Origin of the sequence: uncultured Thermomonas sp., from assembly GCF_937872235.1 — a bacterium.
GTDB lineage: Bacteria > Pseudomonadota > Gammaproteobacteria > Xanthomonadales > Xanthomonadaceae > Thermomonas > Thermomonas beijingensis.
In genome coordinates, this window is record NZ_CALMPC010000108.1 from 67,325 (window position 1) to 90,855 (window position 23,531).

Genomic DNA, 23,531 nt, shown 5'->3' on the forward strand with positions numbered 1-23,531 from the left:
TGCTTTCATGCAGGCAGCTGCCTGGCGTGCGCTCTATGCGCGCAACCAATCCGGCCATCAGGCCGCAATTTGACGAGGATGCGACGATGATCATGAAGACAGTTTTGCATGGCGCCTTGGTGGCGGCCTTGTTTGCAAGTTGCGGTACGCTCTTGGCTCAGGAAGCACAGAAGACGCCCCCGCAGGCGCAAGAAGCGCCGTCGGTGGACTCCATCATCGGCACGTTGAAGACCGACAATGCCGAGCAATCTGCAGGGCAAACGCGGGCATTGCGCCCGGGTGCCGCTTCGATGGCGACTACGGCCCCAGCACCCGCTCCGGTAGCGACCAAGCCGGCCAAGCCTGCATCGATCAATATGCAGATCAATTTCGAGTTCAATTCAGACAGGATCTCCGGCAGCTCGGAAAACACCATGGCCAACCTGGCCGCCGCGTTGGCCTCGCCGCAGCTGCAAGATCGCAAGTTCACGGTGATTGGGCATACCGATGGCAAGGGCTCAGCGGAATACAACAAGGCCTTGTCCGACCGCCGCGCCAATGCGGTGCGCCGCTATCTGGTCGATCACGGCGTTGCCTCTGCACGTCTGCGTGCAGTAGGCAAAGGCAAGAGCGAGCTGTTGAACAAGGATGATCCGTTTGCCGCGGAGAATCGCCGCGTCGAAATTCTGGCAACCGGCGGCTGATCACTGTCAGTTCTCGGGCGAGGAGTGTGGTAGGTGCCAATTCAGGTTGTCAATCTAGCGACATTGACCTGTGTCTTTGGTATGGCACCCTCGATGTTGGTGGTAACTCCGGAGAAACGGGTACTGTCTGGGATGCAGCCGGCAGCCAACATCATGGACTTCATTCCCATGAAGAACATCATGCCGTTTGGGATGTGCACCACCCCCAGTAATCCCATGGTGGCCGCGGCAACTACCGCTGCCATGGGGGTGTTGACACCGCAGCCGTGTATTCCGGTGGTGGTATCACCTTGGAAGGTGGGGGCACCCACTGTGTTGATCGGCGGAATGCCTGCATTGGATAACATCAGCACCAATCTGTGTACGTGGGGTGGGCTCATCACGATCACCAACCCCGGGCAGGCAACGGAAATGATTCCATGAGCCTGTGAAAGCGGGGCTAGTGTGTTCGGGGGTGCTGGATATGCAATAAAAAAGGCGATCTTGGATCGCCTTTTTTGTGTCTGCAACGGCATTGAATCGCAGCAGTTTCTGGGGCTCACAATGTCAGCCGTTGAGATTGCCCAATGATTTGGCGGCGTTGCCGACGGCCTGAGTTGCCCCGGCGATGGCTGCTTGCGCGCCGGCAACGGCCTGGTTGGCGGCAGCTGCGGCCGCAGAGGATGCCTGTGTGACAGCAGCCTGAGCATTGGAGATTGCCCCCTGTGCTGCCTGGCCGGCACTGGTAACCGCTTCCTGCGCGGCGCCCTGCGCTGAATTGAGGGCACTTTGTGCAGCACCATTGAGGGCTTGTTGGGCCTGCTGTGCAGCCTGGTTAGCTTGGGCAAGCGCTTGTTGGGCCATCTGATTGGCTTGCTGTTGCGCCTGTTCCGCAGCGTGCTGAGCGGTATCCAGAGCTTGTTGTGCGGCATCGCCAGCCTGCTGTTGCACGGTATCTACCACCGCCATCGCTTTGTCAACGCCATCATTAACGGTGTTGTTGACTTGATCCCGCACCGAATTCACGGTGGACTTGGCTTGATCGATGGCGGTCTTGGCGGTGTCACGCACAGTTTGCTGTGCTTGTTGCACCGCCCCCTTGGCGGTGTCAATCGCTTGGTGCGCGGCTTGGTTGGCGGTGGCTTGCGCGTCGTCCAGCGCAGTCATTGCTTGATCCATCGCATCCAAGGCTTGATCGGCCAAGGCGTCGGCTTGGTCCAGCATGTCATCGGCCTGATCCAGTAGTGGGCCAGCAACATTGTTGAGTGCGTTGACCGCATTACCCAAAGCGCTATTTGCTTGTGCTGCACGGCGAGCAAGTGCATCGCGTAGCGCATTGACATACGGACAACTGGACGAAGGTAGATCAATCGGCAGGTTGGGGAATGAAGCCGGCAACGCATCCAGCGCACCGCGCACCTCCCCCAATGCGTCGTGTGCGCGATCGAGTACTTCGCTACGGGCTTTCTGCAAGGCATTGGTGGCGGCATTGCGGAGGATTTCCTGCGCATTGTCGATGGCACCGTTGGCGGTATCCAGTGCCTGGTTGACGCCGTTTTCGATCAAATCGCTGGCCCTGTCGACCATATCCATGGCGCGGCCAATTTGCTCCTGAGCGGCTTGTTCGGCCGTATTCATGGCGCTATCTAGAGCTTGATTGGCGGTATCCAGCGCGCCTTTGACCATCGTCTTGGCTTGCTGTTGTGCCGCATCCACAGCCGCATGTGCTTGCTTCAGAGCATTTTGTGCCGCGGCCCCGGCCTGCTCGCGTGCTTGGGTCAATGCCGTATTGGCTTGCCTCAACGCATTGTTCGCCATGTCGTTGGCGGCATTGCGAGCATTGTCCAGTGCGGAATTTGCTTGCTGCAGTGCCCCTTGTGCTGCATTACCGGCTTGGGCAATTGCTTGTTGCGCAGCTTTTTGTGCTTCGGCAACCGCGCCATTGGCGGCACCTGCGGCGGCAGTGGCTGCATTGGAGACGGCAGTCTGAGCTTCACCAATCGCGCCTTTTGCTGCGTTGGCCGCCTGCTGCGCAGCGGTATTGGCGGCTTGCTGCGCTTGTTGCACGGCTCCGCTTGCAGCCGCACCGATACTGGATAAACCTTCGGACAAGGATTCGAACATGTTCAGCCTCCCTGCGCGCGTCGGAAATCACTGTAGGCAGCGGCAGTCCACATTTCAATCAGCAAGGCGCGATCCATCTGGGAGCTGCTGCGATCTGCAAGGATGCCAACAATCGAGGGGTCACCCGCTACTCGATCATTGCCAAACAGCGAGCAGGCAAGGGCGTAGGATGCGATCGCACGTTGCGTTTTCAGGCCTTCTTTTTGGCAGTGGGCAATTACGGCATCCAATTCGGCATCCAATTGATCAAGCTGCAGCGGAGCTTTGCCACCAAGGTGACGGTTGAGGAAATCCGCCAGATTATTGCGCAGCTGGGTATGGCCGATCGTTGACAGTTGCTTGCGGTCAAGCTCGAGCATGATGCTTGCGCTCCTAGGCTGCGGCAGAGAGCGGCAGGGGGGCGGAGGCCTGCTGGTTGTCACGTGCGAAGTACAACGCTTGATTGGTATCGCGTGACTCCACGTAGCAGCCGTGGATGGGGCCGAAAAATACTTTGTGCTGCTGTTTGTCGAAGGTGGGAACCACTGTGCGGAACGCACGTGGATCATAGAATCTGAACAACATGGATTCGCCACCGGGTGCGGCGACCCGCAAGATGCGGCGCAAATGCGAGCGTAGCGAAAGCATGGTGGTATCGGCATCAGTTACCAAGATGATCCCCCAGTGCGAGTTCCAGCCATCGCGCAGGACAAGCTGGGTACCTGGCGAACCATTCCGTAGTGGAACCAGATAGGGCGCGGCAGCTGCCAACATGGGATCCAGCTCACCGGAAAACAGGCACATGGCCTCTGGGGCGTGTTGTTGCAACAGAGCTGGCAGGTCATCAATGCCAGCACCATCCAGCACCGCAAAGGCGGGGCGCCCTTGCCCGAAGATTGCGCGTTGCAGTAGTTCAAACTGTCCCTGACCAATCACGAAGACGTTTCCGTTGTGCGCTGTTGTGCGGAAGGTGCCCGAGTTGTCATCGCCCCTCCCCCAGGGTGCGACGCTTCCGGGATACTCCTGTTGAATACGCAAGGTTGTGCCGAATCCGGACATGCACACTCCATTAACTTCAGAACGGGCTTGAGTAGCCAATGGATTCGGTCGCCGATTCAAGCGCTTCCAGTGCATGGCGTGCGGCTTCACATACGGCACAGAACGGCTGTTTCTCGCGGTGTGCGTTGCGCAGGCCCTGCGCCTGAAGTTGCTGCACGGGGTCGTTGATCTTGCCGGCTGTGTTCTTGATGGCCTCAATGGCCTTTTTCGGCTTGTCGGCTTTCTCGGCTTTCTTGGCTTTCTGGGCTGACAAGCCGCTACCACCCGAGTTGATCATCACCATCGTGCCGGTGATCATCACTCCGGCGGCACTGAGCATGATCGAACTGCCACCGGCCTTCAGGCTGAGGACAGCACCCGCCTCGAGTACCAGGTTTACGCCTGCTTTGACGTCGATATTCACGCCCGCCGACACGGCAGTGTTGACACCTGCGGTCATGTCTACGTTCATGCCGGCCGTAAGCGCCATATTCATGCCAGCATCAGTGTGATGGTTTGTGCCAACGGTGAGGTAGTGCTCTTGCCCCACGGTGACAGCCTGATTCAGGCCGATGGAGTGGGTTTGGTTTTTACCGACGTCCAGATCAGCGTTTTCACCAATCGATTCGATGCGGTTCTTGCCAATGGTGAGATTGCAATCCACGCCGATGTTTTCAGTGCGGTTATTGCCGGTGCGCAGTTGCAAATCTTTTTGCGCATGCACAAAAATCTCTTCGCTGTCCTTTTTGTCCTCGAAGCGCAGCTCGTTGAAACCGCCACCGCCCTTGGAGGACAGCGTCTTGATGGTGGAGCGGGTGGCATCGGTTGGGAAGTTGAGAGGGGGGGGGTTCTTGCCGTTGTAGACACAGCCCACTACCAGTGGGAGGTCGGGGTTGCCCTCCAGGAAGTCCACTACCACTTCCATGCCGATGCGTGGCATGAACATAGTGCCGTAGCCGTTGCCGGCCCACAGTTGTGCTACCCGAACCCAGCACGAGGCCTTGTCGTCAGTGGTGTTGTTGGCTCGGCCGCTGACCTTGCGATCCCAGTGAAAGCGCACCTTGATACGCCCGGCTTCGTCGGTGTAGATCTCGTTGCCAGACGGGCCCACCACGATCGCTGTTTGCGGGCCGCGCACCAGACCGCGCGGAGTTGTGATTGGCGCACGATACACATGATCATGCTTTTGTAAGGTGAATGTGTTGCGGTATTTGGCGCCGTCGAAATTGCCCATCAAGTTGTTATTGCCACGATGCTGCACCGTCAGCACCATGTACTCGATGTTGAATTCATCGCGCGTATGATCTTCAAGTTCGAATACATGGCCGGGGGTGAGCTCGCGCACTTGGCTTTCGCCGGAGTAGCTCATATGGCTGGCTTCTTCCGACTCCATCAGGATTTTTGCCAAGTGCTTGCCAGACGGCGATTTGCCTTGCGCGTCAAAGCCGCCGTAGTAGCGGTAGCGCTCGGTATCTACATCGCTGCCTATTTTGAGCAGGGTGGGCGTGTTTTCGCTAAGTACGGCTTTGTTCTTGTAGTCCCAATCGGATAGCGTGGCCTTGCGGGTGCGGATCTGTTGGTCGGACAGCAGTTTGCGGATTGCATCGGCACCTGCCGCATGGCCAGAATGATGGTATGGAATGCGCGAAGGGATCAGCTTCGGATTGGCGCTTTTATTGTCGGTAAACACCAGGATGTGCCGCGAATCTGCATCCTCGTTGTGACGGAAATAGTAATAGATGCCCTCGCGTTCAATCAGGCGGGAAATGAAATCGAATGAGGTCTCGTTGTACTGCGTGCAAAACTCAAGCGAAGGATAGCTTTCGTTCAACTCCAACTTGTAGTCGTCATATCCGAATTCACCGAAGATGGTGTCGATGATTTCGGGCACCGACAGGTTCTGGAAGATTCGGCAGTCCTCGTTCTGGGTCAGGAACCAGAACCACGGCACGATGTCGCACTCGTAGCAGTAGATGTCTTGGTCTTTGGTGCCGGAGGCGGGCAGCGTGCCGGTGATGGCGAACCGCGACACATAACCGTTCCAGTGGCGCTGGCCATCGTTGTGGTGGGAGTCAAAGGTCTCGATACGCAAGATCGCACTTTTGCCGATGATGTTTTCCGGCTTGATGTCATCCCGCTCAGACAACAGCTTGAGGCGGAACTCGAAGAGCTTGGAGACCCCTTCCTGCCCGGACATTTCTTCAATCAGCAAGTCATCCTCCCCGTATTCCTTGGGGGTCAGAAAAAACATGCGGTTGCTGGTGGTGATTTTAGGCATGGCAGGATCGACCGTTGTCAACGACTATCGTCGTTGCATTTCACGCGTTGCAACATTCGTCCGAAGTGCTATGCAAGCGGGCGCAAACGGTGCAGTGCATAGGGCGAAGGGCGTAGGCCTCCGGTGAGCGGGTGCTTGGTACCCACGCTGCCATCCATGGCGACGCGGGCATGGGACGCATCCGGTCAGGTCACCGCATAGCTGAAGTGGCCGTCCTCACCGACGCCAATTTGGATACTGGCGATGCCGCTACCTTCGGCCATGCGCTCGAGAACATATCCGGAGACTTCGGGCAGCACGGTGCCGGTCAGGATGTTGTCGATATTGCGGGCGCCCGAATCCACCTCGGTACAGCGCTGGGCGATGGCATCTACCACCGCATCGTCGTATTGGAACGCGGCACCGTGATTGGCTTTGATCCGCTTGCCGATCTTGTTGAGCTTCAGGCGCACGATCTTGCGCATGTTGTCATCACGCAGCGGGTAGTAGGGCACCACCGCGGTACGGCCCAGGAACGCCGGTTTGAAAGTCCGGTTGAGTTCGGGCTTGAGCAGTTCGTTGAGATAGTCAACCGTCGGCAACTCCTCGGACTCGTTGCAGGCCTGCATCACCAAGTCGGTGCCGGCGTTGGAAGTGAGGATGATCAGGGTATTGCGGAAGTCGATTTCGCGGCCTTCGCCGTCTTCCATGCGGCCCTTGTCGAACACTTGGAAGAACAGCTCCAGAACGTCCGGATGGGCTTTTTCGATTTCATCCAGCAATACCACCGAATACGGCCGACGCCGCACGGCTTCGGTCAGCACGCCACCTTCGCCGTAGCCCACATAGCCGGGCGGGCTGCCCTTGAGACTGGAGACGGTATGCGCTTCCTGATATTCGGACATTGCAATGGTGATCATGCTGCGCTCGCCACCGTACAGCGCATCGGCCAGCGCGATCGCCGTCTCGGTCTTGCCGACGCCGGAAGTGCCGACCAGCAGGAACACGCCCTTGGGCTTGTCCGGGTCTTCCAAGTTGGCGCGTGAGGTGCGCACCCGCTGGGCAATGGCGTCCAGCGCATGGCTTTGGCCGATGACACGTTCTTCCAGCGATTCCTTGAGTTTGAGCACAGTCTGGATTTCGTCGGCGACCATGCGGCCGACAGGAATTCCGGTCCAGCCCGCGATGATCTGCGCGACGGCACCGGAATCCACCACCGGCAAGATCATCGGCTCAAAACCCTGCAGGGCTTTGAGATCACTGCGCACTGCATTGAGTGTGGCCACCGCATCGGCGCGGGTGGGGTCATCGGCAGCCAGTGCCTCCACCTTGTCCAGTTCGGCGTGGATCTTTGCAACCAGCTCTTTTTCTTGTGCAAAGCGGGCTTCGTCTGCAGCCAGTGTGGCGCTGAGCCGGGTGCTTTCTTCACTGATTTCGGCAAGCCGCTTGCTGTGGTCGGTACCACCTGCGGCTTCTTTTTCAAGCTGGGCGCGCTCAGCCGCCAGTACATCCAAGTGCCGGCGGGCATCTTCGATTTTGGCCGGCGTTGCGTTTTGCCCGATGGCGATTTTGGCGCAGGCAGTATCCAGCACACTGACCGCCTTGTCCGGCAATTGGCGGCCCGGGATAAAGCGCGAGCTGAGCTTGACCGCTTCGGTGATGGCTTCATCGAGGATACGCACCTTGTGATGCGCCGCCATCGCCTGGCCCACCCCGCGCAGCATCGATATCGCCTTGGCATCGTCCGGTTCATCCACCTTGACCACTTGGAAACGACGGGTCAGGGCCGGGTCTTTTTCGAAATATTTCTTGTATTCGCTCCACGTGGTGGCCGCAATCGTGCGCATTTCGCCGCGTGCCAATGCAGGTTTCAGCAGATTGGCGGCGTCGTTCTGGCCAGCTGCACCGCCGGCACCAATCAAGGTGTGCGCTTCGTCGATGAACATGATGATCGGCGTGGTGCTGGATTTGACTTCATCAATCACGCCTTTCAGGCGATTTTCGAATTCGCCCTTTACCGACGCGCCGGCTTGCAACAGGCCCAGGTCCAGCGACAGCAGTTCCACGCCCTGCAATTGTGGTGGCACATCGTTGGCGGTAATGCGCAGCGCCAAGCCTTCTACGACTGCGGTTTTGCCGACGCCGGCTTCACCGGTGAGAATCGGGTTGTTTTGCCGACGGCGGGTGAGCACGTCGATCATCAGGCGAATTTCAGAATCGCGCCCCAGCACCGGGTCGAGTTTGCCTTCGCGCGCACGCTGGGTCAGGTTGACGCAGTACTGATCCAGATTGGGGGTCTTGCTGGGGCGGCCACCGCTGGGTGCTGCACCCGGCATGCTGGCATCACCACCACTCATTGCGGTGCCGGCATCGCCCAGGGCGCGAGCATCACGTGCCTCAGAGGATGCTTCGGTAAGTGCGTGGAAGTTCTTGGTCAGGGTTTCCAAGTTTATTTTTTCCAGCGAGCGTGCGCTGACACTCACCAAACGTCGCAATTCGGCATCCGCCAGTAGCGCCACCAGGATGTGTCCACTGCGGATCTTGGCCTCACCAAATTCGATGGATGCCCAGCCCCAAGCGGCTTCAAACAATTTTGGCAACATGGCAGACAGCGCCGGCGTGCGCTGGTTGCCGGTCTTGAACCCGTCGAGTGCTTTGCCCAGCTCGCGCTCCAAGGCTTCGGGCGCTATTTCGAATTGACGCAGGATGCGGCGGATGTCGGTATTTTCCACCTCCATCAATTTCACCAGCACATGTTCGACTTCCACTTCGTAATGCCCGCGCGACATGCACAGGCCTGCTGCGCCCTCCATCGCGCCGCGCACAGTGGTGTTCAGTCGCGCGATTAGCGCACGCAGGTTCAGTGCCATGATTGACCTCCCATTGCAGAAAAGTGAAATTCGCAGTCGTTGGCCGGCAGCGGGTTTTGACGCCCACGCAGCCATGTGTTCCAGCCCAATTGCGGGCGGTCGTCGCCAAGCGTACCCAGCCGCAGCGGCGGCACTTGATCGGCCGTCAGCGAGAGCTGCACACGTAGATCCAGCGCCAACCCAGTGAGGAAACGGGTGAGCTCCATCACATCGGACAAACGCGACCCACGCGGCAGCAGCGCATTGAATTTGCTGCGTGTCAGGGGGCCAATGCTCAGTCGTAAAGTGGTTTGTCGATCCCAGTAGTGGCTGCCCAGCACGCAGCCATCACCCAGCTGGTGGCCACGCACGCCAAGCCGGGTGCGCGCCTCGCTGGTAATGGGTTGCCAAGTGCCTAGGCAGCCGGTGGTCTGCACAGGCGCACCCACCACGGCGGAGAGGACTTGCGCAATCGCGCGTTCGCCATGCGGGCGTTGTGCGATCAGGCCGGAGAAATACACCATCGCCGCCCCCGGCAATGGCTTGGTTGTGTTGGCCGTACGGCGATTCGGGTGCAATCGTGCCTGCAAGGCAGGGGTGCCCAGGCCGACGACGTGTTCCAGATAGCGCAGTACCGAATTCTGGAAGCCGAATTGGCGGCCAATTTCAGGGCGATGTTTGGCCCAGGCCAACCAGAACAAGGCCACGATGCGATGGTTGAATAGATCCAGGAACTCCTGCGCGCTGTTGTCGCGGCCAACGCGGCGGGCAATCAGCAATTCGGTATAGCTGCGCGGCAATACACCCGATGGCCCGGTCAGGCCAATGAAATTAACGCACAGGCGGGTGTTGTTGTCACCCACCTGGATGGAATGCAGTTCCGAGGGCGGAAATGCCAGTGACGCCGGGGTGATGAAGCGCAACGGGCCCGGGCGTGCGCCGCTGCCACGACCATCAAACCCATTGGCGCTATACAGCAGGCGCACAGCTTGGAAAAAGCCGAAGCGTCCAGGTTGTGCTTGCAAGCGCTCCATTGCCGGCCGCATCGGATCCAGATCGACATAGTCCTGATGCGCATGCGCAGTCAGAGTGGTGTATTCGCTGCTCATATCAGCGGCAGACTCCCACTGCGTGGTGCGAACTGCACCATCCAATCTTCGCGCTGCTCGGTACGCACACTCAGGCGTGTGTATGAATTGGCGGTGCAATACAGGGCGAAGAAGCGATCCAGGACACACGCCATGAGATATACGCCAGAACCGACGTATTGATTTTCATCGAAGGTCAATTCGATTTCGGTGCCGCGTACAAATGCTTGCCGCGGTGCGCGCCCGATGCGCGTTACCGATGGGTGGCCTGCGACATTGACGATGCCGGCAATCTGTTTGCGCAAAGTGCCCGATTCGGAGAAATTGTAGAGGTTCAAGATTTCAAGCAAAGCCTCACGACCACCATCGACGATGGATAGATGGTTGAGCGAGAGGTGCGAGATGAGTCGCCACTGATTGGCTTGGCGCATAGGCGCGCGCCAAGTGGCACTAGGCTTCTTGAGCATGCGCGCACCTGAAATGACGCCACCTTGTTCGGGTTGCAGCAGGCTGTCTTCGCCGCCAAATGGCAATTGTGAAGGCAGGTCACGATTGGTGCAGGTCAGGCTGACTGAAAGCGTATCGACCGACGGAGTATTGGGGTTCATGTCGCGATCCACCAAGCTCAGCATCACATCGGTTCCGTCATCATTGGGCAGCAGCGAGGGCCGTCGCTGCAGATACCAATAGTGGCCTTCGCCATCGTCATGCAGGGCATGCTGTACCGAATACGCCGGGTGGAATTCCACCGAATCATTGCCGGTGGGGCTGCGGCTGAATTTGCGCACCCAATCCACCGAATACACCTCCAGCCCCAATGGTCGACGTACGTCCGGGACAATCTGATACTCGTGACGCTCGTGCGCCAACCGGATGGGCTCGCCTTGTTGTTTGAATAGGTTGACCACCGGCGTGCAAAACAACCGGAAGGTATCGGCAGAGACCGTTTGTTCCAGCCGTTGCAGGCGTTCCGGGCGACCAAATGAGTTGAACTCGATGGCAATTTCAACTGCTTGTTTGAACCGCGAAAAATCCAGGCCGACAAGATCAACGAACAAGAATTTCTCGGGCAGGACGAAATATTCCTGCAGCAGCCGATAACCCAGGAATGAGCGTGGGTCGTAGTCCAGCAGTGCTTCGTCTTCGGCAAAGCCTACAGGCTGCAAGGCCGATGCCGGCAGGCGCACCGGTGCGACCTGTGGCTCGCCCTCGGGCGCGCGCAGGGTAATGCTGGCAGCAGAGTTGAGCAGCAATTCGTGCAGGGCATGCACTAGCGGGCTTTCGCCTTCCAAATACAGGCGCAGGCGTTGAATGGGCAGTTGCGAGAGTGGTTGCTGGCCGGTGGTTTCGATGCGCAAGCGCAAGGTTGCAACGGTGTCATTGCGAGTCACTGCAAACGCCGAGCGTTCGGCGGCCTCCAGCTGCGCTTGTGCAATTCGGATGGGCCATACATCCACCGCATATGCGGTGCGATAACGTATCTGCATGCCTTGCACCGGGCGGCTGAGCAATTGGCTATGGCGCGGTAGCTCCTGCATCTCGCTGATGTCGGTGCCCGGGGCGAGTTGCAGTTGGGCCACTGACATCGAGGGAACCGGACGCAAAAAATGCGGGTACAGCACCGACAACATCGCTTCGGTGATCTGCGGGAACTCGTCGTCGAGCTTTTTGTGGATGCGCGCAGTCAGGAATGAAAACGACTCGATCATCCGCTCAACGTGCGGGTCTTCGCAGACCTCACCTTCCATCTGCAAGCGCGAGGCGATTTTCGGGTACTTGGCCGCGAACTCCTTCGACAAACGCCGCAGGTAGGTCAGTTCGTTTTCGTAATACGGCAGCAGATCGTCGAGCATGGCGTTCCTGCAGCAAGGACCGGGCAGCGCGGCATGCGCCCCCGGCGATAGCACAGGCTAAATAGCCATCGACAAGACGGCCATTTGCCGGAAGGTGTATGCCATGCCGGCAAATGGCGTCATCGGGTTATTCCTCGACGCACAACTCATCATCAGGAACGGCGCAATCACGCAGGCCCATCGGTGCACCACGGGTCTTGATGCCACTGGCGGCCGCACTGCCCGCAACCGATTTTGGCAGCAACAGCCACATTTGCACGGGTTGGTTGGTCGCCAATGCCATCTTGCCGGCCTTATCGCCAAAGCCCCAGAAGAAGTCGCCACGCACGCTACCGCGGATCGCGCCGCCAGTATCCTGCGCGAACATCAAGCGCCGCATCGGCGCACTGCTGCCCGGCTGGGTGCCGGAGATGAATACGGGTGCACCCAACGGCGTTGCGCGCGGATCCACCGCCATCGACCGGCCAGCACTCAGGGGCACGCCTAGCGCACCAATCGGGCCTTCCGGGCCATCACCGATGCGACGGAAGAAGACATAACTTGGGTCGGGAATACCGGTACTGGGTACCGCCACGCCACTACCCACCGCCTGGCCAGCGGCTTTGGCGCCCGCAACACCCTCGTATTGCGACATGTCTATACGTGGTGCGGATTTGTCGCTGCCGGTGGCTGCCGATGATTTGGAGGTTGCGGGTTTCGGGGCGCTCAATGCATCGGCAACGGCACTGGCATCGTCGGCTGCACTGTAATTTTCATTGGCCACGGGTGCAGTCAGCAGCAGCTGGATCATGGCCTCCACGGAGCTGGAATCCACTTTCCCCTGTCCGCCGCTCTGCCCACTCGAGGCGATGTGCGTCACTGGGCGGGATAACTTGGACTTGCCTTGTGGGCGGGGCTTGGCATGCGCAACCGGGGTGTTGCCGGCTGATGCGGTGCCACCGCCTTGCAGCGCAGCCACGATACGCGCCACTTCGGCATCCACCGCACTATTGCCACCGGGCTTTTTCATGCCACGGGTGCCGCCGGGAATGTCGATTTCCAAGGGTTCATCCAGCCCGCGCGCCTTGATCGCCAGCAACATCGCATCGGTATCGCCGCGAGTGGCATTGGGCATGAACGGGTGGCCGTTTTGTTCGGCGTAGGCCAAGCGAATCAAGCCGCCATCCTTGAGTTGGATTTTGCCCGAGCCTTGAATTTGCATCGAATACAGCTTGTACGGATCGGCCACCCAAGCCAGTACCGGTGCGTTGATCCCGCTGGCATCGATCTGCTGACGGGTGTAGTAGGGGCGAATGGTGCTGCCATCAATGCGCACGCGGTAGCGTTTGTCGCGCGGGTTGGGTGCACCACCAGCCAGGTCAATGCGGTATTCGCGTGCGCCGGCTTCGCCGTTCTCTGCGCCACTCAATTGCCCCTGATCGGCTTTCAGCCAGCGGGTTTGCTGGCCGGCCACGGTGCGCGAATCAATCATGTACATGTCGCTGGGGATGCCGTAGATCGGATAGCGATAGGCGCCCTGTTGGGTCAATGACCCGGAGATCATCGGCTCGAAATAGCCAGTCAACTTGCCGGTGGCGCTGCGCGTGGGTGTCAGCATCTGGTAGGCATAGAACTCGTCGTGCATGAATTGGCGCATTGCGGCGTCTTCACGTGGCAATCGCGCCAGCTTTGCACACAGCGGAGCCCACGCACTGCGCCGCTTCATCGCTTTGCAGTTGGTACTGAAATTGGAGTACATGTCGCCTAGGCTCTCATCCTCCCAGCCCGGGATTTCATCCAGCAAGATCGGGACATAGGCCGCATTACGGGTGGAGAATGCCGGCCCTAAATCGGGATTGGCGGGTATTTGTGGGGGCACGTCTTGCGCGCTTTGCGCTGCAGCAATCGTGCTGATTGCGATGCCAAGCATCAGCACGGGGCTGCGCAAGCGTGCAAACAGAGAGAAGTGGTGCGGGGTGGATTTGCTGCGCGTCATGAGCCATTCTCCACAGCCAAGATGGCCGTGCCGGTTAGCGCCAGACTGCGCCGTCCCTTTGATGCGGACAATACGGCAGATGCACTATGGCCGCAGGCGAGTCCATGCGCCCGGGTGGCTATAGTCCTTGCAACTTGCGGGATGCCACGACTGCTTCAACTCGATTGCGCACGTTCAAGGCGCGAAAGATGGCCGCCAGATGGATTTTGACCGTGCCTTCGCTAATCCCAAGGTCACGCGCAATCAGCTTGTTGGGCTTGCCTTGTGAAAGCAGGCGCATCACGTCGATCTGCCGTTCGGTCAGTAATTTTCGCAGGCCGTCAATCGAATGCGAGGGGCCACTTACAGCACTGGCTGGATGACTGGAGAGCGCACGCGTGTCGCCGGGGTGCCAGCCTTGTGCCTGTGCATTGGATAGTAAAAGCGGAGGGATATACACGCCACCGGCCAAGACCAACCGGATTGCCGACAACATCACATCCGGCGAATAGGCCTTGGGGATGAAGCCCAGCACGCCCAGGTCCATCAGCGCGCGCATCAACTCCACATCTTCCAATCCCGACAGCACGATGACCGGTAGTTTGGGGACTGCGCTGCGCAACTTTGCAACATGTTCGTGCCCATGTGTACCGGGCATGGTGATATCGATCAGGGCCAGATCCAAGCTGTCGCCGTGGGTCTGGATGAGGCTTTCCAGTTCCTCGAGATTCATGGCGACCACAGTTTCGACAGCCGGGTCGAGTTCGGCCAGTTTGAGTTTCACACCTTCGATGATCAGGCGATGGTCGTCTGCCAACAGTACTTTCACGCAAATCCCCAACAGGCTGCGTCCAGTGGGGACGCGTTCCATAACCTAGCTGCAGGAGGCGCTGCAGACGCCCGCCAGCACTTTGCACGATAGTCGGCACAGGGAGTGCAGGGCAAGCAGCTTGTGCCGTTCCTATGGGATAGGCCCAACGACATATGGTTGCAAACCACATGCACACCGAAGAATGCTCAAGGTGCGCGCCATGTCAGGTGCCGCGAGTCTTGCTGCAATCATCCCAATGCCTGCTGACCCTGCAAAATATGTCGTGTTGCTGCCTGCCCGCGGGTTGGGAGGCTGTGCATTGGCTCTGTTGTTGAGTGGTGTGTTGGTGGGAGCACACGCGCAGACAGCATCGGTGCCGCTGCCACAGACCCGTGGCATCTCTGCACATGCGGCCAGTGAGGCTGCCACCGAGCAATTGCGACCAGCACAAGACGTACCTGCTGTCGCCATAGAGGCAGCGTCGCCGGTAACCATGACTGCACCAGTGGTTGAGCCAGCGACTGCGCCGGTGGCGCAGCCTGTACCCAGCATGGCGCAGGCGATGCGTGATCGCGGTGTGCTGTTCAAAGTCACCCCGCCGCCATCGGTGCCGTTGCCTGCGGAGCCCGTGGCAACGGACGCTGGCAACAAACCCGCAGCACCCGTGGTGCCTGCAGCGGTTGCGCCGGTGGGTGCCAGCTATGTGTTGGGGACCATCCATTTTGGAACACCGCAAGAGCAAGCCATCGACTACGACGTGTTGGGCAAGTTGATCGATGCGACAGACAACTTCGTCAACGAGGCCGATGTGAATTCAGCCTGGAAGCCGGAATTCGATGCCTATCGCTGGCTGCCCGCGGCAACCCCATTGGGAGGGATGATCGGCAAGGATGCCATGCTGAAGGCGCAGGCCCTGTTACCCGCAGTGCGGCCGCAGGACTTGCAGCGAATGAAGCCGTGGGCGGTGTTGGCGCTGCTGGAGGCACGCGGTGAAAGTGCCGGGGAGACCAGCATGGATGCACGCTTGCAACAGGTAGCAGGTGCAGCAGGCAAGCATCTGGTGCATCTGGAAACACTGGAGCAACAGTTGCAGGCGTTGGATTGCGTGCCGGCGGCTGAACATGCCGCGGTACTGAATGAACGCCTGCAGAAGTCGTGGATATTGCGGATTGAGTCGGCTGAGGCGATGGCCTACTACCACAGTCGCAATTTGGATGCATGGTTGGCAAGTGTTGACCGGATGGACGGGCTCAGTGATTCGGCACGTGCCATTGAGCAACGGTCACGCATTTGCTTGCTGGAAGATCGCAACGCGCGCTGGATTGGGCCGCTGGAGACGGTGTTTCAGGATGCGCCCAGTTTCGTGGCAGTAGGTGCCATTCACCTGGTTGGTGCCGATGGCTTGGTCGCACGGCTACGTCGGGATGGTTATACGGTAGAAGCCGTACCGTTTTGATGCATGAATTACGTAATGTCAGTTGGGTGCATGTGTTGTTGAATGTTGGTTTGCAAAAGTAAAGGATCAATGGCATGGCTTTTGGCATGAGCGGAGACAGGCAGGTGCATTGGGGGCAGGGTGCATTCCTGAGCCCGCAACATTTGCAGGCACAAGATGCGTGGGCGCAGGCGTGCCGGCACGCGTTGCATTTGCGAGTAACACCGTTTCCGTGGGGCTTTGAGTCGTTGCGTATCCGTGAGGACGCCCTGGCCAGTGGCATGGTCGATGTCGAGCAGTTCACACTGGTCACCCGAAGTGGTGAGCGCTTGCGCGGTGGCAGCCTGGACACCGCCGGCGGCAACACCCGCGTGCCGCAACGCAATATTGCTGATATCCGGGTCAATAGCAGCGACCCGATCCCGCTGTTTTTGGTCTTCAACGCCGAGCGTACATTGCAGGGACTGTCGCAGCGTGAATCGGAGCGGCTTACCGCGCGTCACACTTTGGCGACCGATAATCTTGCTGACCCACACGACCCGCAGGCACCAGAGGCAGCAGTGGATTTTCTGCTGTATCAAGCCAATCTGATCACCGGCGCGGATGAAAATGCCGAAGCCATCGTGCGTGGTTCCGATAGCTACAAAATCGCCGAACTGATGCCCGCCGGGCCAGGCAAATACAAGCTTTCGAACGACTACATTCCACCCGCCACCGCGATTTTAGCGGCAAGCAATTTGGCGCGTTGGACGCGCGCACTGCGGGACCTGCTGGTGTCGCGTGGGCAGGATTTTGCTGCAATCAAGCGTCAGCGCGGAATTCGTGCCGCATCCACCTCGGCGCAAGAGGTGATGCGCGTCCTGATGATGCAGACCTTTGCCCGCTTCATCCCGATGTTCCAGGAGCATGCACGGCTGAACACGGTATCTGCCTACGCGATGTATCAGGATTTGCGGCAATTGGTAGCGGAGTTTTCGGTATTTTCCGAAGACATCGGCTATTTCGGCGAGATGGCGGGCAATCCGCGTGACACCGAGCTGCCAGATTACGATCACGACGATTTGCGGCGCTGCTTCCGGATTGGGTTTGACCGCGCCGAGGTCCTGATCAAGGCGCTGACTGTGGGGGCCGAGGTCGGCATCACGCTAGCGTACGACGGCCGCTTCTATCGCGCCGATTTGCCAGTGAACCTGTTTGAGAGCGACAAGACCCGCTTCTATCTGGCGTTTGAATCCGAGCAGAAGGGGGCTGATTTGTTCGCACGACTATCGCGTACCGGCAAGATCGCATCGATGGACGAAATGCCACGCCTGCTGTCGGCGGCGTTGTTCGGGTTGAAAATCGATCTGCTGCCAGTGCCGCCCGAAGAGCTGCCGCAGAAGAGCCCCAACACCACGTATTTCCTGGTCGACACCACGCATCCGTTCTGGCAGATGATCAAAAACGGCCGCAACATTGCGGTGTTCTCGGATCTGCCACCGGATTCCACCGTCATCAAGCTGTTCCCGGTCGCGGGCCAGGAGTAAGCCATGGCCAGACTGCTCCAGCATTTTTCACCGGTTTTCACCTTTGGCTTGGCGTTGGATGAAAAGGTCAGCGCCAATCAGGCCAGCGATACGGCGATATCGGTAGCGACCCGTGCGCGTGAGTTGATCGAGCGTGCGAAGTCCGCTGCACTGGCCGATGGCAAGCGCCCGGAACAGGCTGATGATGCCGCGTTTGCGGTGGTGGCTTGGATTGACGAAATCATGGCGCGCAATCCAGCCTGGCTGACCAGCGGGGCCACACCGCTGCAAGTATCGATGTTCACCACCAACAATGCCGGGAACGAGTTTTTTACCCACCTGTCGATCCTCAAACAGGATCAGGATGAGGTGCGCGAAGTCTATTACCACGCGCTGTTATGCGGATTCGTGGGTCAGTATTACTACGAAAATGGCGATACCGGCGAGCTCGGCAAACTCAAGGAATTGCACGGTCGGCAACTGCCAATTGCCCCTGCGCCCATCCATACGCTGCGCGAAGAGAAAATTACCCCGCAGCCCTATGGCGTAACCGATCCGTCCGGCCCCAAATTGCCGCGGCAATGGGATCGCGCGCTGTTGGCGATTGGTGCATTGTTGGCCCTGCTGATTCCAGTGGTCTACCTGATTTATATCTTGTTGGCCGCGCCCAAGCCGTCAATCACCGTGCCGGTACAGCAGGTGGTGGCCAAATTCGAGTGTGCGGACATCAAGGCCACGGTGGATGAAGACAAAGGCACCGTCAAACTCAGCGGCTATGTGTCGCGCCCGGATGATATGTCGACGGCTCGGCAACAGATCGCCGCGATTGAGGGTGTGAAGTCGGTGGATGCGCAATTGCAATTGCGTATCTGGCCGCATTGCGAGGTGGTGAAGCTGCTGGAGCCGTTCAAGGCGCGTAACGATGATAGTGGCCAGCATTTGGCGATCACACCGAGTACCGGGCATTCCGATCGCTTCATCGAAGGTGAAAACGTGATCGTGAAATTGCAGCAGCCCAATTACGACGGTTACCTGTATGTCGATTACTACACCGTCAATGGCGCAGTGGCGCACATCTACCCCAATACGGGTGAACCCAATAGCGGTCGGCTGTTGAAGGCGCTGGAGCAGTTTGAAGTTGGGGCCACCCCCAGTAAGACGTGGACAGTCTGTGCGCCGTTCGGGCAGGAGCTGATCACGGTGATTTCGTCACCGAAACCGCTCTATCAAGAAGCTCTGCCAGAGGTCCAGTTTGATGCCAAGGACTATCTGCCGAAGCTGCGACAGATGTTGGAGGCCAACCGTGGCAATGCCCAGTTGCTGGCCGCACATTTGTTCATGCAAACCGAACCCGAAACCGATCCCGCCAAAAAGCAGGCTGCACTGACCGCCTGCTCAGCACCCGAGGCCGCAGCGCCGCAACCGGAGGCCGCGCAATGAGCCCGCTGAGCATGATTGAAACGCTGTTCTCGAATATCGGCAGCATCTTCACGCGTATTGCCTACTTGTACCAACAGGGGTCGGATACGGCCAAGAAGCCTTGGCTGCGTCGCATCGTGGTGACTTTGGTGTTATTGGCGATTGTGGTCGGCTTGGTGTTTCTTGCCTTGGCCGTGTTGCCGCAATTGCCAATGCGTTTCTGGCAAGTATTGGGCTTGTGCGTGGTGGTGGCGGTGGTGCTGTGGTGGTTCATGGCTGGCCAGCGCAAGGCTTCGCTGAAAGGGCGTACACGCAAGCGTATTGGTGACTTGGGGCCTGCCAGTGACGAGGAAGAGCGGGCCCCCGTCGCACGCATGACGGCCGCCATTACTGAGGCCAAACGCACCATTGCCCGCGCACCTGAGATGGCGCAGGGGCGCACCCCGTTGTATCGCATCCCGTGGTTCCTGTTTATCGGAGATGGCAGCGCCAATGTCGATGGATTGCTGCGTGCCGGTAGCGAAGTGTCACCATTCCCCGCATCCGACAAACCAGCCATGGACGCCGATGATGTCTGGCGCTGGTGGTTTCACAAATCGATGATCGCGATTGAAATGCACCCGCGTGTGGTGTGTGACTCCAGCGCGCGATTGGATCGTGGCTTGTGGTACCAGGGCTTGATGAAGCTGGCCGATGAGCGCGAAAAGTTGCCGCTCAACGGACTTGTGGTTGCGGTGTCCGTGCAGAGCTTGCTGGGGCCTGCCGATGCACTGAAGGAGACCGCCACGCGCCTGCGTCGACTTGTCGATGAAGCAATGGAGCATCTGCAGGTGCAGATGCCGGTGTACTTCGTGGTCAGTGGCCTGGAGCGCCTGCCCGGCTATGCGCAAATGCGCGCTACCTTGCCGGATGAAGCCTTCGCGCAGGCCTTGGGGCATCGCTTTACTGAAAGCGAAAATACCAATGCCGCCGCCAGCCGGCGCATCGACGAGGTGATTCAGCCGATCGAAGATCGCCTGCATGCCCTGCGGATGACGGCCTTGCGTGCGCAGCATGGTCCGCAACAGCGGCGTGCGGTATTCGACTTCATCGAATCGCTGCGGCAAGCACGCCCTGGGTTGGCCATGTTTGTCAGCTTGATGCTGGAGGACAACCCGTTCCAACGCACGCCGCGCTGGCGTGGCTTGTACTTTGCCGGTGCCGCCGATGCGGCGCATCGTAGCGGGGCGTTTGTTGCCGACTTGTTCACCCGCTTTTTGCCCAGTGACCAGCCATTGGCCGGAACCAGCTTCCGTGGCAATGCCGGGCGCATGGCGATTGCGGGTGCGGGGGTGTTGGCGATGCTGGGTCTGTCGGCCTCGTTTGCCTATGGCTTGAAGTCGGCACATCGTGATGATGCCGCGTTGTTGCAACAGACCCGCAGTGCCTGCTCTGAAGTTGCGCATAGCACGTCGACTGGACGCATCGAGTGGGTGGCCAGTTGTGGCCGCACCATCGAGGAGCTGGAAGCCGCGCAGGGCGATACGATGCTCAGTTTCGGTATTCGCCGTGCGGATTCGGATATCGCCAAGTTGCGGCAGCGTGTGGTCGATGACTTCGCCAATTTGATCCTTGCCCCCGAGGATCAGATGCTGGCAACCGACATCGACCAGCGGCGTGCTGGTATCGAGCATGTGCTGGCGATCACCCAACGCCTGCGGCTGCTGGAAGACTGCGATAGCAGCAATCCGGTATGTCGTAATCGCGAATTGAAGAACAACGTCAGCTTCGATGCCCGCTCGCGATTGTTCGCTCCCTTCGTCAGTGCCGACAACGATACGCGGCGAGATCGCAATAATGCCGATGCCCTGTTTGCCACCTATCTGGGTTACCTGAGGTGGCAAAAAAAAAACATACGTGAAGCCGAACATGCCCGTCTCGAAGGCTTGTTGACACGCTTGCTTGCCAATTACACGCCACGTGCCGCTGACCTGAAACAATGGGCTGATGCACGCGGCGTTGGCATGGATCTGGGCAGTTTCTGGTTGCCGCAAGGTGCTGTCGTGGGGACCGAAACCGGGCAGCTTGCCACTATTTCAAGTGCCTATACGCGTGACACTTGGGAAGGCGCGATAGAACCCATGTTGGCGACCTTGCGCAAGCAAGCGCCAGAGCGTGCTTCGCGGATTGATGACTTGCGCAATGCCTATTTCCAAGATTATTTCACGCAGTGGGAGAAATTCCAGGCACGCTTCGGTGATGGCATCACGCTGTGGCGTGGCCGGTATGAGGAGCTGCTGGCACGTGCCGGTGGCGCGGATAACCCGTATGCCCGTTTTTTCGTCGCAGCCCAGCGCAATCTGTACGAGTTGCCGTTTGACTGGCCGCTTGCGTCGCGCTGGGCTGCCACCTGGGCGCAGATGAAATCAAAATGGCTGTCGTCATGGCGGCCGTTTGGGCGGTTCATTGCCGATTCGTTCCGGTTTGGTGGTGAGAAGGTAACCCCACCTGTGTGGTTGCTCGCCATGCACGATAGCCAAGCGGTGGTCTTGAATCGACAGGATGCCGACTACGCACGTGCCTATTTGCGTCTGCAGGCCGAAGGTTCGGGTGAGGATGTCTATCAACTGGCTTCCGATCTGTTTACCAGCAAAGGCAAGGCTGACAAACCGCCAGCCAGTGACTACACCAAATTGATTGATGCGGTGGACAAACCCGCCGAAAAATACGCAACAAGCTTCAAAGGCGATGATCTTGCCGCATGGTCGATAGTGCAGGGGCCATCCAAATTATTGTTGTTTTTAACGGTGCACAAAGCCGGAACCTATGTGCAGCAGCGCTGGCGCGAAAGTGTGGTCAAACCGCTTTCGACATTACCGCCTGAGCAACAAGTGGATGCGCTGTATGGGCCGCAAGGGAAGTTGTCGGCCTTCGTCAACGATTGGCTAAAGCCCTTCATCACTGAAAAAGAACGTCTGCCGGTCAAGGTGGATGGCGTGGCTATCCCGCTGAGTGCTGCCTATCAGGGCATGGTGGCTGCCGAGCGCAAATTTCAGCCAGTGTTAGGAGATGTGGCACCGTTCCAAGCCGGCAGTTTCACTCTGACCCAGCCCAGTCAATTGGGGGCGTTGGATGAAGGGGCCGAGGGCACGGTGCTGGAAGTCGAGTGCCGCGAACGCGTGTATCGCGCAAGTTCGGCAGGCGCGTCATTGGCAGAGGCCACTGCACAGGTGTTCTGGTCCCCGTCCAGCTGCATGCAGGCGCGGATTCGCATCAGCGTGGCGGCCCCGGCGCCGAAGCAACCCGAGGCTGCCCCGGTGCAGGAGTTCGATCCTGCCACCAGTCAGATGCAGCCGGCAGCACCGATTGCCGCAGTACCCGAGCTGAGCCTGGTGCGGACTTATGCTGGGGTCGATGGTTTTGCTGCACTGATCAAGGATTTCGCCAATGGCGCGCATGCGTTTGGTGTTGAGGATTTCCGTGATAGCTACAGCCCGGCGCAATGGACGCAACTGCGTCCCAAGCTTGATGCCGCCGGGTTCCGTGGGGTGCGGGTGTTCCTGAAGGTGGATTTGTCGGACGAAATGAAACGGTACCTGGGCGCCAGCACGGCGCATGCTGAAGTGCCAAGTGAAATCCTTGAATAAGCCTGTTGTGGAGACTTTATGGCCATCGATGTCAACGAACTACTAGCTCCCATTCCGGGTAGCGATCCTGCTGGCAGTGATGCCAGCTTTTCTGACCAGTTTGATCGTATCCGCGAGGCACGGCGTGCGGACGACCCCAATCTGACCCAGGGCGACTGGCAGACCGAGCTGAAAGTGGCGGATTGGCGCGAAGCGCAAAAGCTATCCGAGGATATTTTGCAACGTACCAGCAAAGACCTGCAGGCTGCGGTGTGGTTGGGCGAAGCCGTGATTTCACGGTATGGCCTGGAGGGCGCCAAAGATAGTTTCGACCTGCTCACCGGGTTGCTGGATACCTACTGGGAAGGCCTGCACCCCCGTGCCGATGACGGTGATCTGGAGGAGCGCGCTGGCAAGTTGGCGTGGTTTGCCAGTTGGGGTAGTCGTGCGTTGCAGACGATGATGCTCAATGATGATCCGCAGGGTGCGTTGACCCTCGCCAAATGGATTGATTCGCGTGAAGTGGACAATATGGGGCGGCAGAACGCAGAGGCTTATCAGGCTGCGCTGGATAGCGGTCGCATCAGTGGGGACGCCTATGACAGTCGCATGCTTGCAACACCTGACGCGGTGGTGCGCGAGCGCATGGATCAAGCGCAAGCTGCTCGCGACGCGTTTGCTCGCTTCAGCGCAATGTCCGATTCCAGGCTCGGACGGGAAGCGCCCAGTCTTGCAGCGATTGACGATGCGCTGAAGAAAATCCAAACCATCTATTCCCGGCTTGCCACTGCCAAGGGCATGGTCGGCGTCACGGCGGAGGATGACGCGGCAGCAACAGATGGCGCAGTAGCGCCCGCATTGATGGCAAGCGGCGGTAGTGGCGCTGCGTTGAATCTTGGCTCGGTCAATCTTGCCTCCAAGGAGTCTGCGTTGCGTGCGCTGGGCGATATCG

At 59.0% G+C, this 23,531-nt stretch carries 16 protein-coding genes; 7 read left to right on the forward strand and 9 right to left on the reverse strand.

Annotation, left to right across the window (positions count from 1 at the left end):
- Positions 1-92 precede the first annotated feature (92 nt).
- Positions 93-683 (forward strand): OmpA family protein, encoded by a 591-nt coding sequence (locus QWB57_RS09890; RefSeq protein WP_223628222.1) that lies wholly within the window; start codon positions 93-95, stop codon positions 681-683.
- A gap of 93 nt (positions 684-776) precedes the next feature.
- Positions 777-1,106 (forward strand): DUF4280 domain-containing protein, encoded by a 330-nt coding sequence (locus tag QWB57_RS09895; protein ID WP_263296741.1) that lies wholly within the window; start codon positions 777-779, stop codon positions 1,104-1,106.
- Between the two features lie 123 nt (positions 1,107-1,229).
- On the opposite strand, the gene QWB57_RS09900 is transcribed toward QWB57_RS09895, so the two are convergent.
- From QWB57_RS09900 to QWB57_RS09940, 9 genes are all read right to left on the reverse strand, one after another.
- A complete protein-coding gene (locus QWB57_RS09900) occupies positions 1,230-2,786 on the reverse strand; it encodes a hypothetical protein (RefSeq protein ID WP_223628227.1) in 1,557 nt (518 codons plus the stop codon).
- A 2-nt stretch (positions 2,787-2,788) separates the two neighbouring features.
- On the reverse strand, positions 2,789-3,145 hold the full coding sequence (locus tag QWB57_RS09905) for a hypothetical protein (RefSeq protein ID WP_223628229.1): 357 nt from the start codon (positions 3,143-3,145) through the stop codon (positions 2,789-2,791).
- 13 nt (positions 3,146-3,158) lie between these two features.
- Positions 3,159-3,701, reverse strand: coding sequence for a DUF4123 domain-containing protein (locus QWB57_RS09910; RefSeq protein WP_288969359.1), 543 nt, complete (start codon positions 3,699-3,701; stop codon positions 3,159-3,161).
- A 139-nt stretch (positions 3,702-3,840) separates the two neighbouring features.
- A complete protein-coding gene (gene tssI, locus QWB57_RS09915; protein ID WP_223628233.1) occupies positions 3,841-6,081 on the reverse strand; it encodes a type VI secretion system tip protein TssI/VgrG in 2,241 nt (746 codons plus the stop codon).
- Positions 6,082-6,266: 185 nt separating this feature from the next.
- On the reverse strand, positions 6,267-8,930 hold the full coding sequence (tssH, locus tag QWB57_RS09920; RefSeq protein WP_223628236.1) for a type VI secretion system ATPase TssH: 2,664 nt from the start codon (positions 8,928-8,930) through the stop codon (positions 6,267-6,269).
- The gene (tssG, locus tag QWB57_RS09925; protein WP_288969361.1) at positions 8,921-10,018 is read right to left on the reverse strand and encodes a type VI secretion system baseplate subunit TssG; all 1,098 of its coding nucleotides are present in this window, start codon (positions 10,016-10,018) and stop codon (positions 8,921-8,923) included. Before tssG ends, tssH begins: the two co-directional genes overlap by 10 nt.
- Positions 10,015-11,850 (reverse strand): type VI secretion system baseplate subunit TssF, encoded by a 1,836-nt coding sequence (gene tssF, locus QWB57_RS09930; RefSeq protein WP_288969363.1) that lies wholly within the window; start codon positions 11,848-11,850, stop codon positions 10,015-10,017. The genes tssG and tssF overlap by 4 nt, the downstream gene beginning before the upstream one ends.
- Before the next feature lie 127 nt (positions 11,851-11,977).
- Positions 11,978-13,825, reverse strand: a complete 1,848-nt coding sequence (locus QWB57_RS09935; RefSeq protein WP_288969364.1) for an MltA domain-containing protein — start codon at positions 13,823-13,825, stop codon at positions 11,978-11,980.
- Positions 13,826-13,943: 118 nt separating this feature from the next.
- Positions 13,944-14,675: a response regulator transcription factor gene (locus QWB57_RS09940; protein WP_223628246.1), complete on the reverse strand. Its 732-nt coding sequence runs from the start codon at positions 14,673-14,675 to the stop codon at positions 13,944-13,946.
- 259 nt (positions 14,676-14,934) lie between these two features.
- Between QWB57_RS09940 and QWB57_RS09945 the strand changes: the two genes are divergently transcribed.
- From QWB57_RS09945 to tssA, 5 genes are all read left to right on the forward strand, one after another.
- A complete protein-coding gene (locus tag QWB57_RS09945; protein WP_288969365.1) occupies positions 14,935-16,071 on the forward strand; it encodes a TraB/GumN family protein in 1,137 nt (378 codons plus the stop codon).
- Positions 16,072-16,157: 86 nt separating this feature from the next.
- Complete coding sequence (tssK, locus tag QWB57_RS09950) at positions 16,158-17,576, forward strand: type VI secretion system baseplate subunit TssK (protein WP_288969367.1); 1,419 nt, start codon at positions 16,158-16,160, stop codon at positions 17,574-17,576.
- 3 nt (positions 17,577-17,579) lie between these two features.
- The gene (locus QWB57_RS09955; RefSeq protein ID WP_223628253.1) at positions 17,580-18,995 is read left to right on the forward strand and encodes a DotU family type IV/VI secretion system protein; all 1,416 of its coding nucleotides are present in this window, start codon (positions 17,580-17,582) and stop codon (positions 18,993-18,995) included.
- The gene (locus QWB57_RS09960; RefSeq protein ID WP_288969368.1) at positions 18,992-22,600 is read left to right on the forward strand and encodes a type VI secretion protein IcmF/TssM N-terminal domain-containing protein; all 3,609 of its coding nucleotides are present in this window, start codon (positions 18,992-18,994) and stop codon (positions 22,598-22,600) included. Before QWB57_RS09955 ends, QWB57_RS09960 begins: the two co-directional genes overlap by 4 nt.
- A gap of 18 nt (positions 22,601-22,618) precedes the next feature.
- The coding region (gene tssA, locus QWB57_RS09965) for a type VI secretion system protein TssA (protein WP_288969370.1) at positions 22,619-23,531 on the forward strand (913 nt) is incomplete at its 3' end.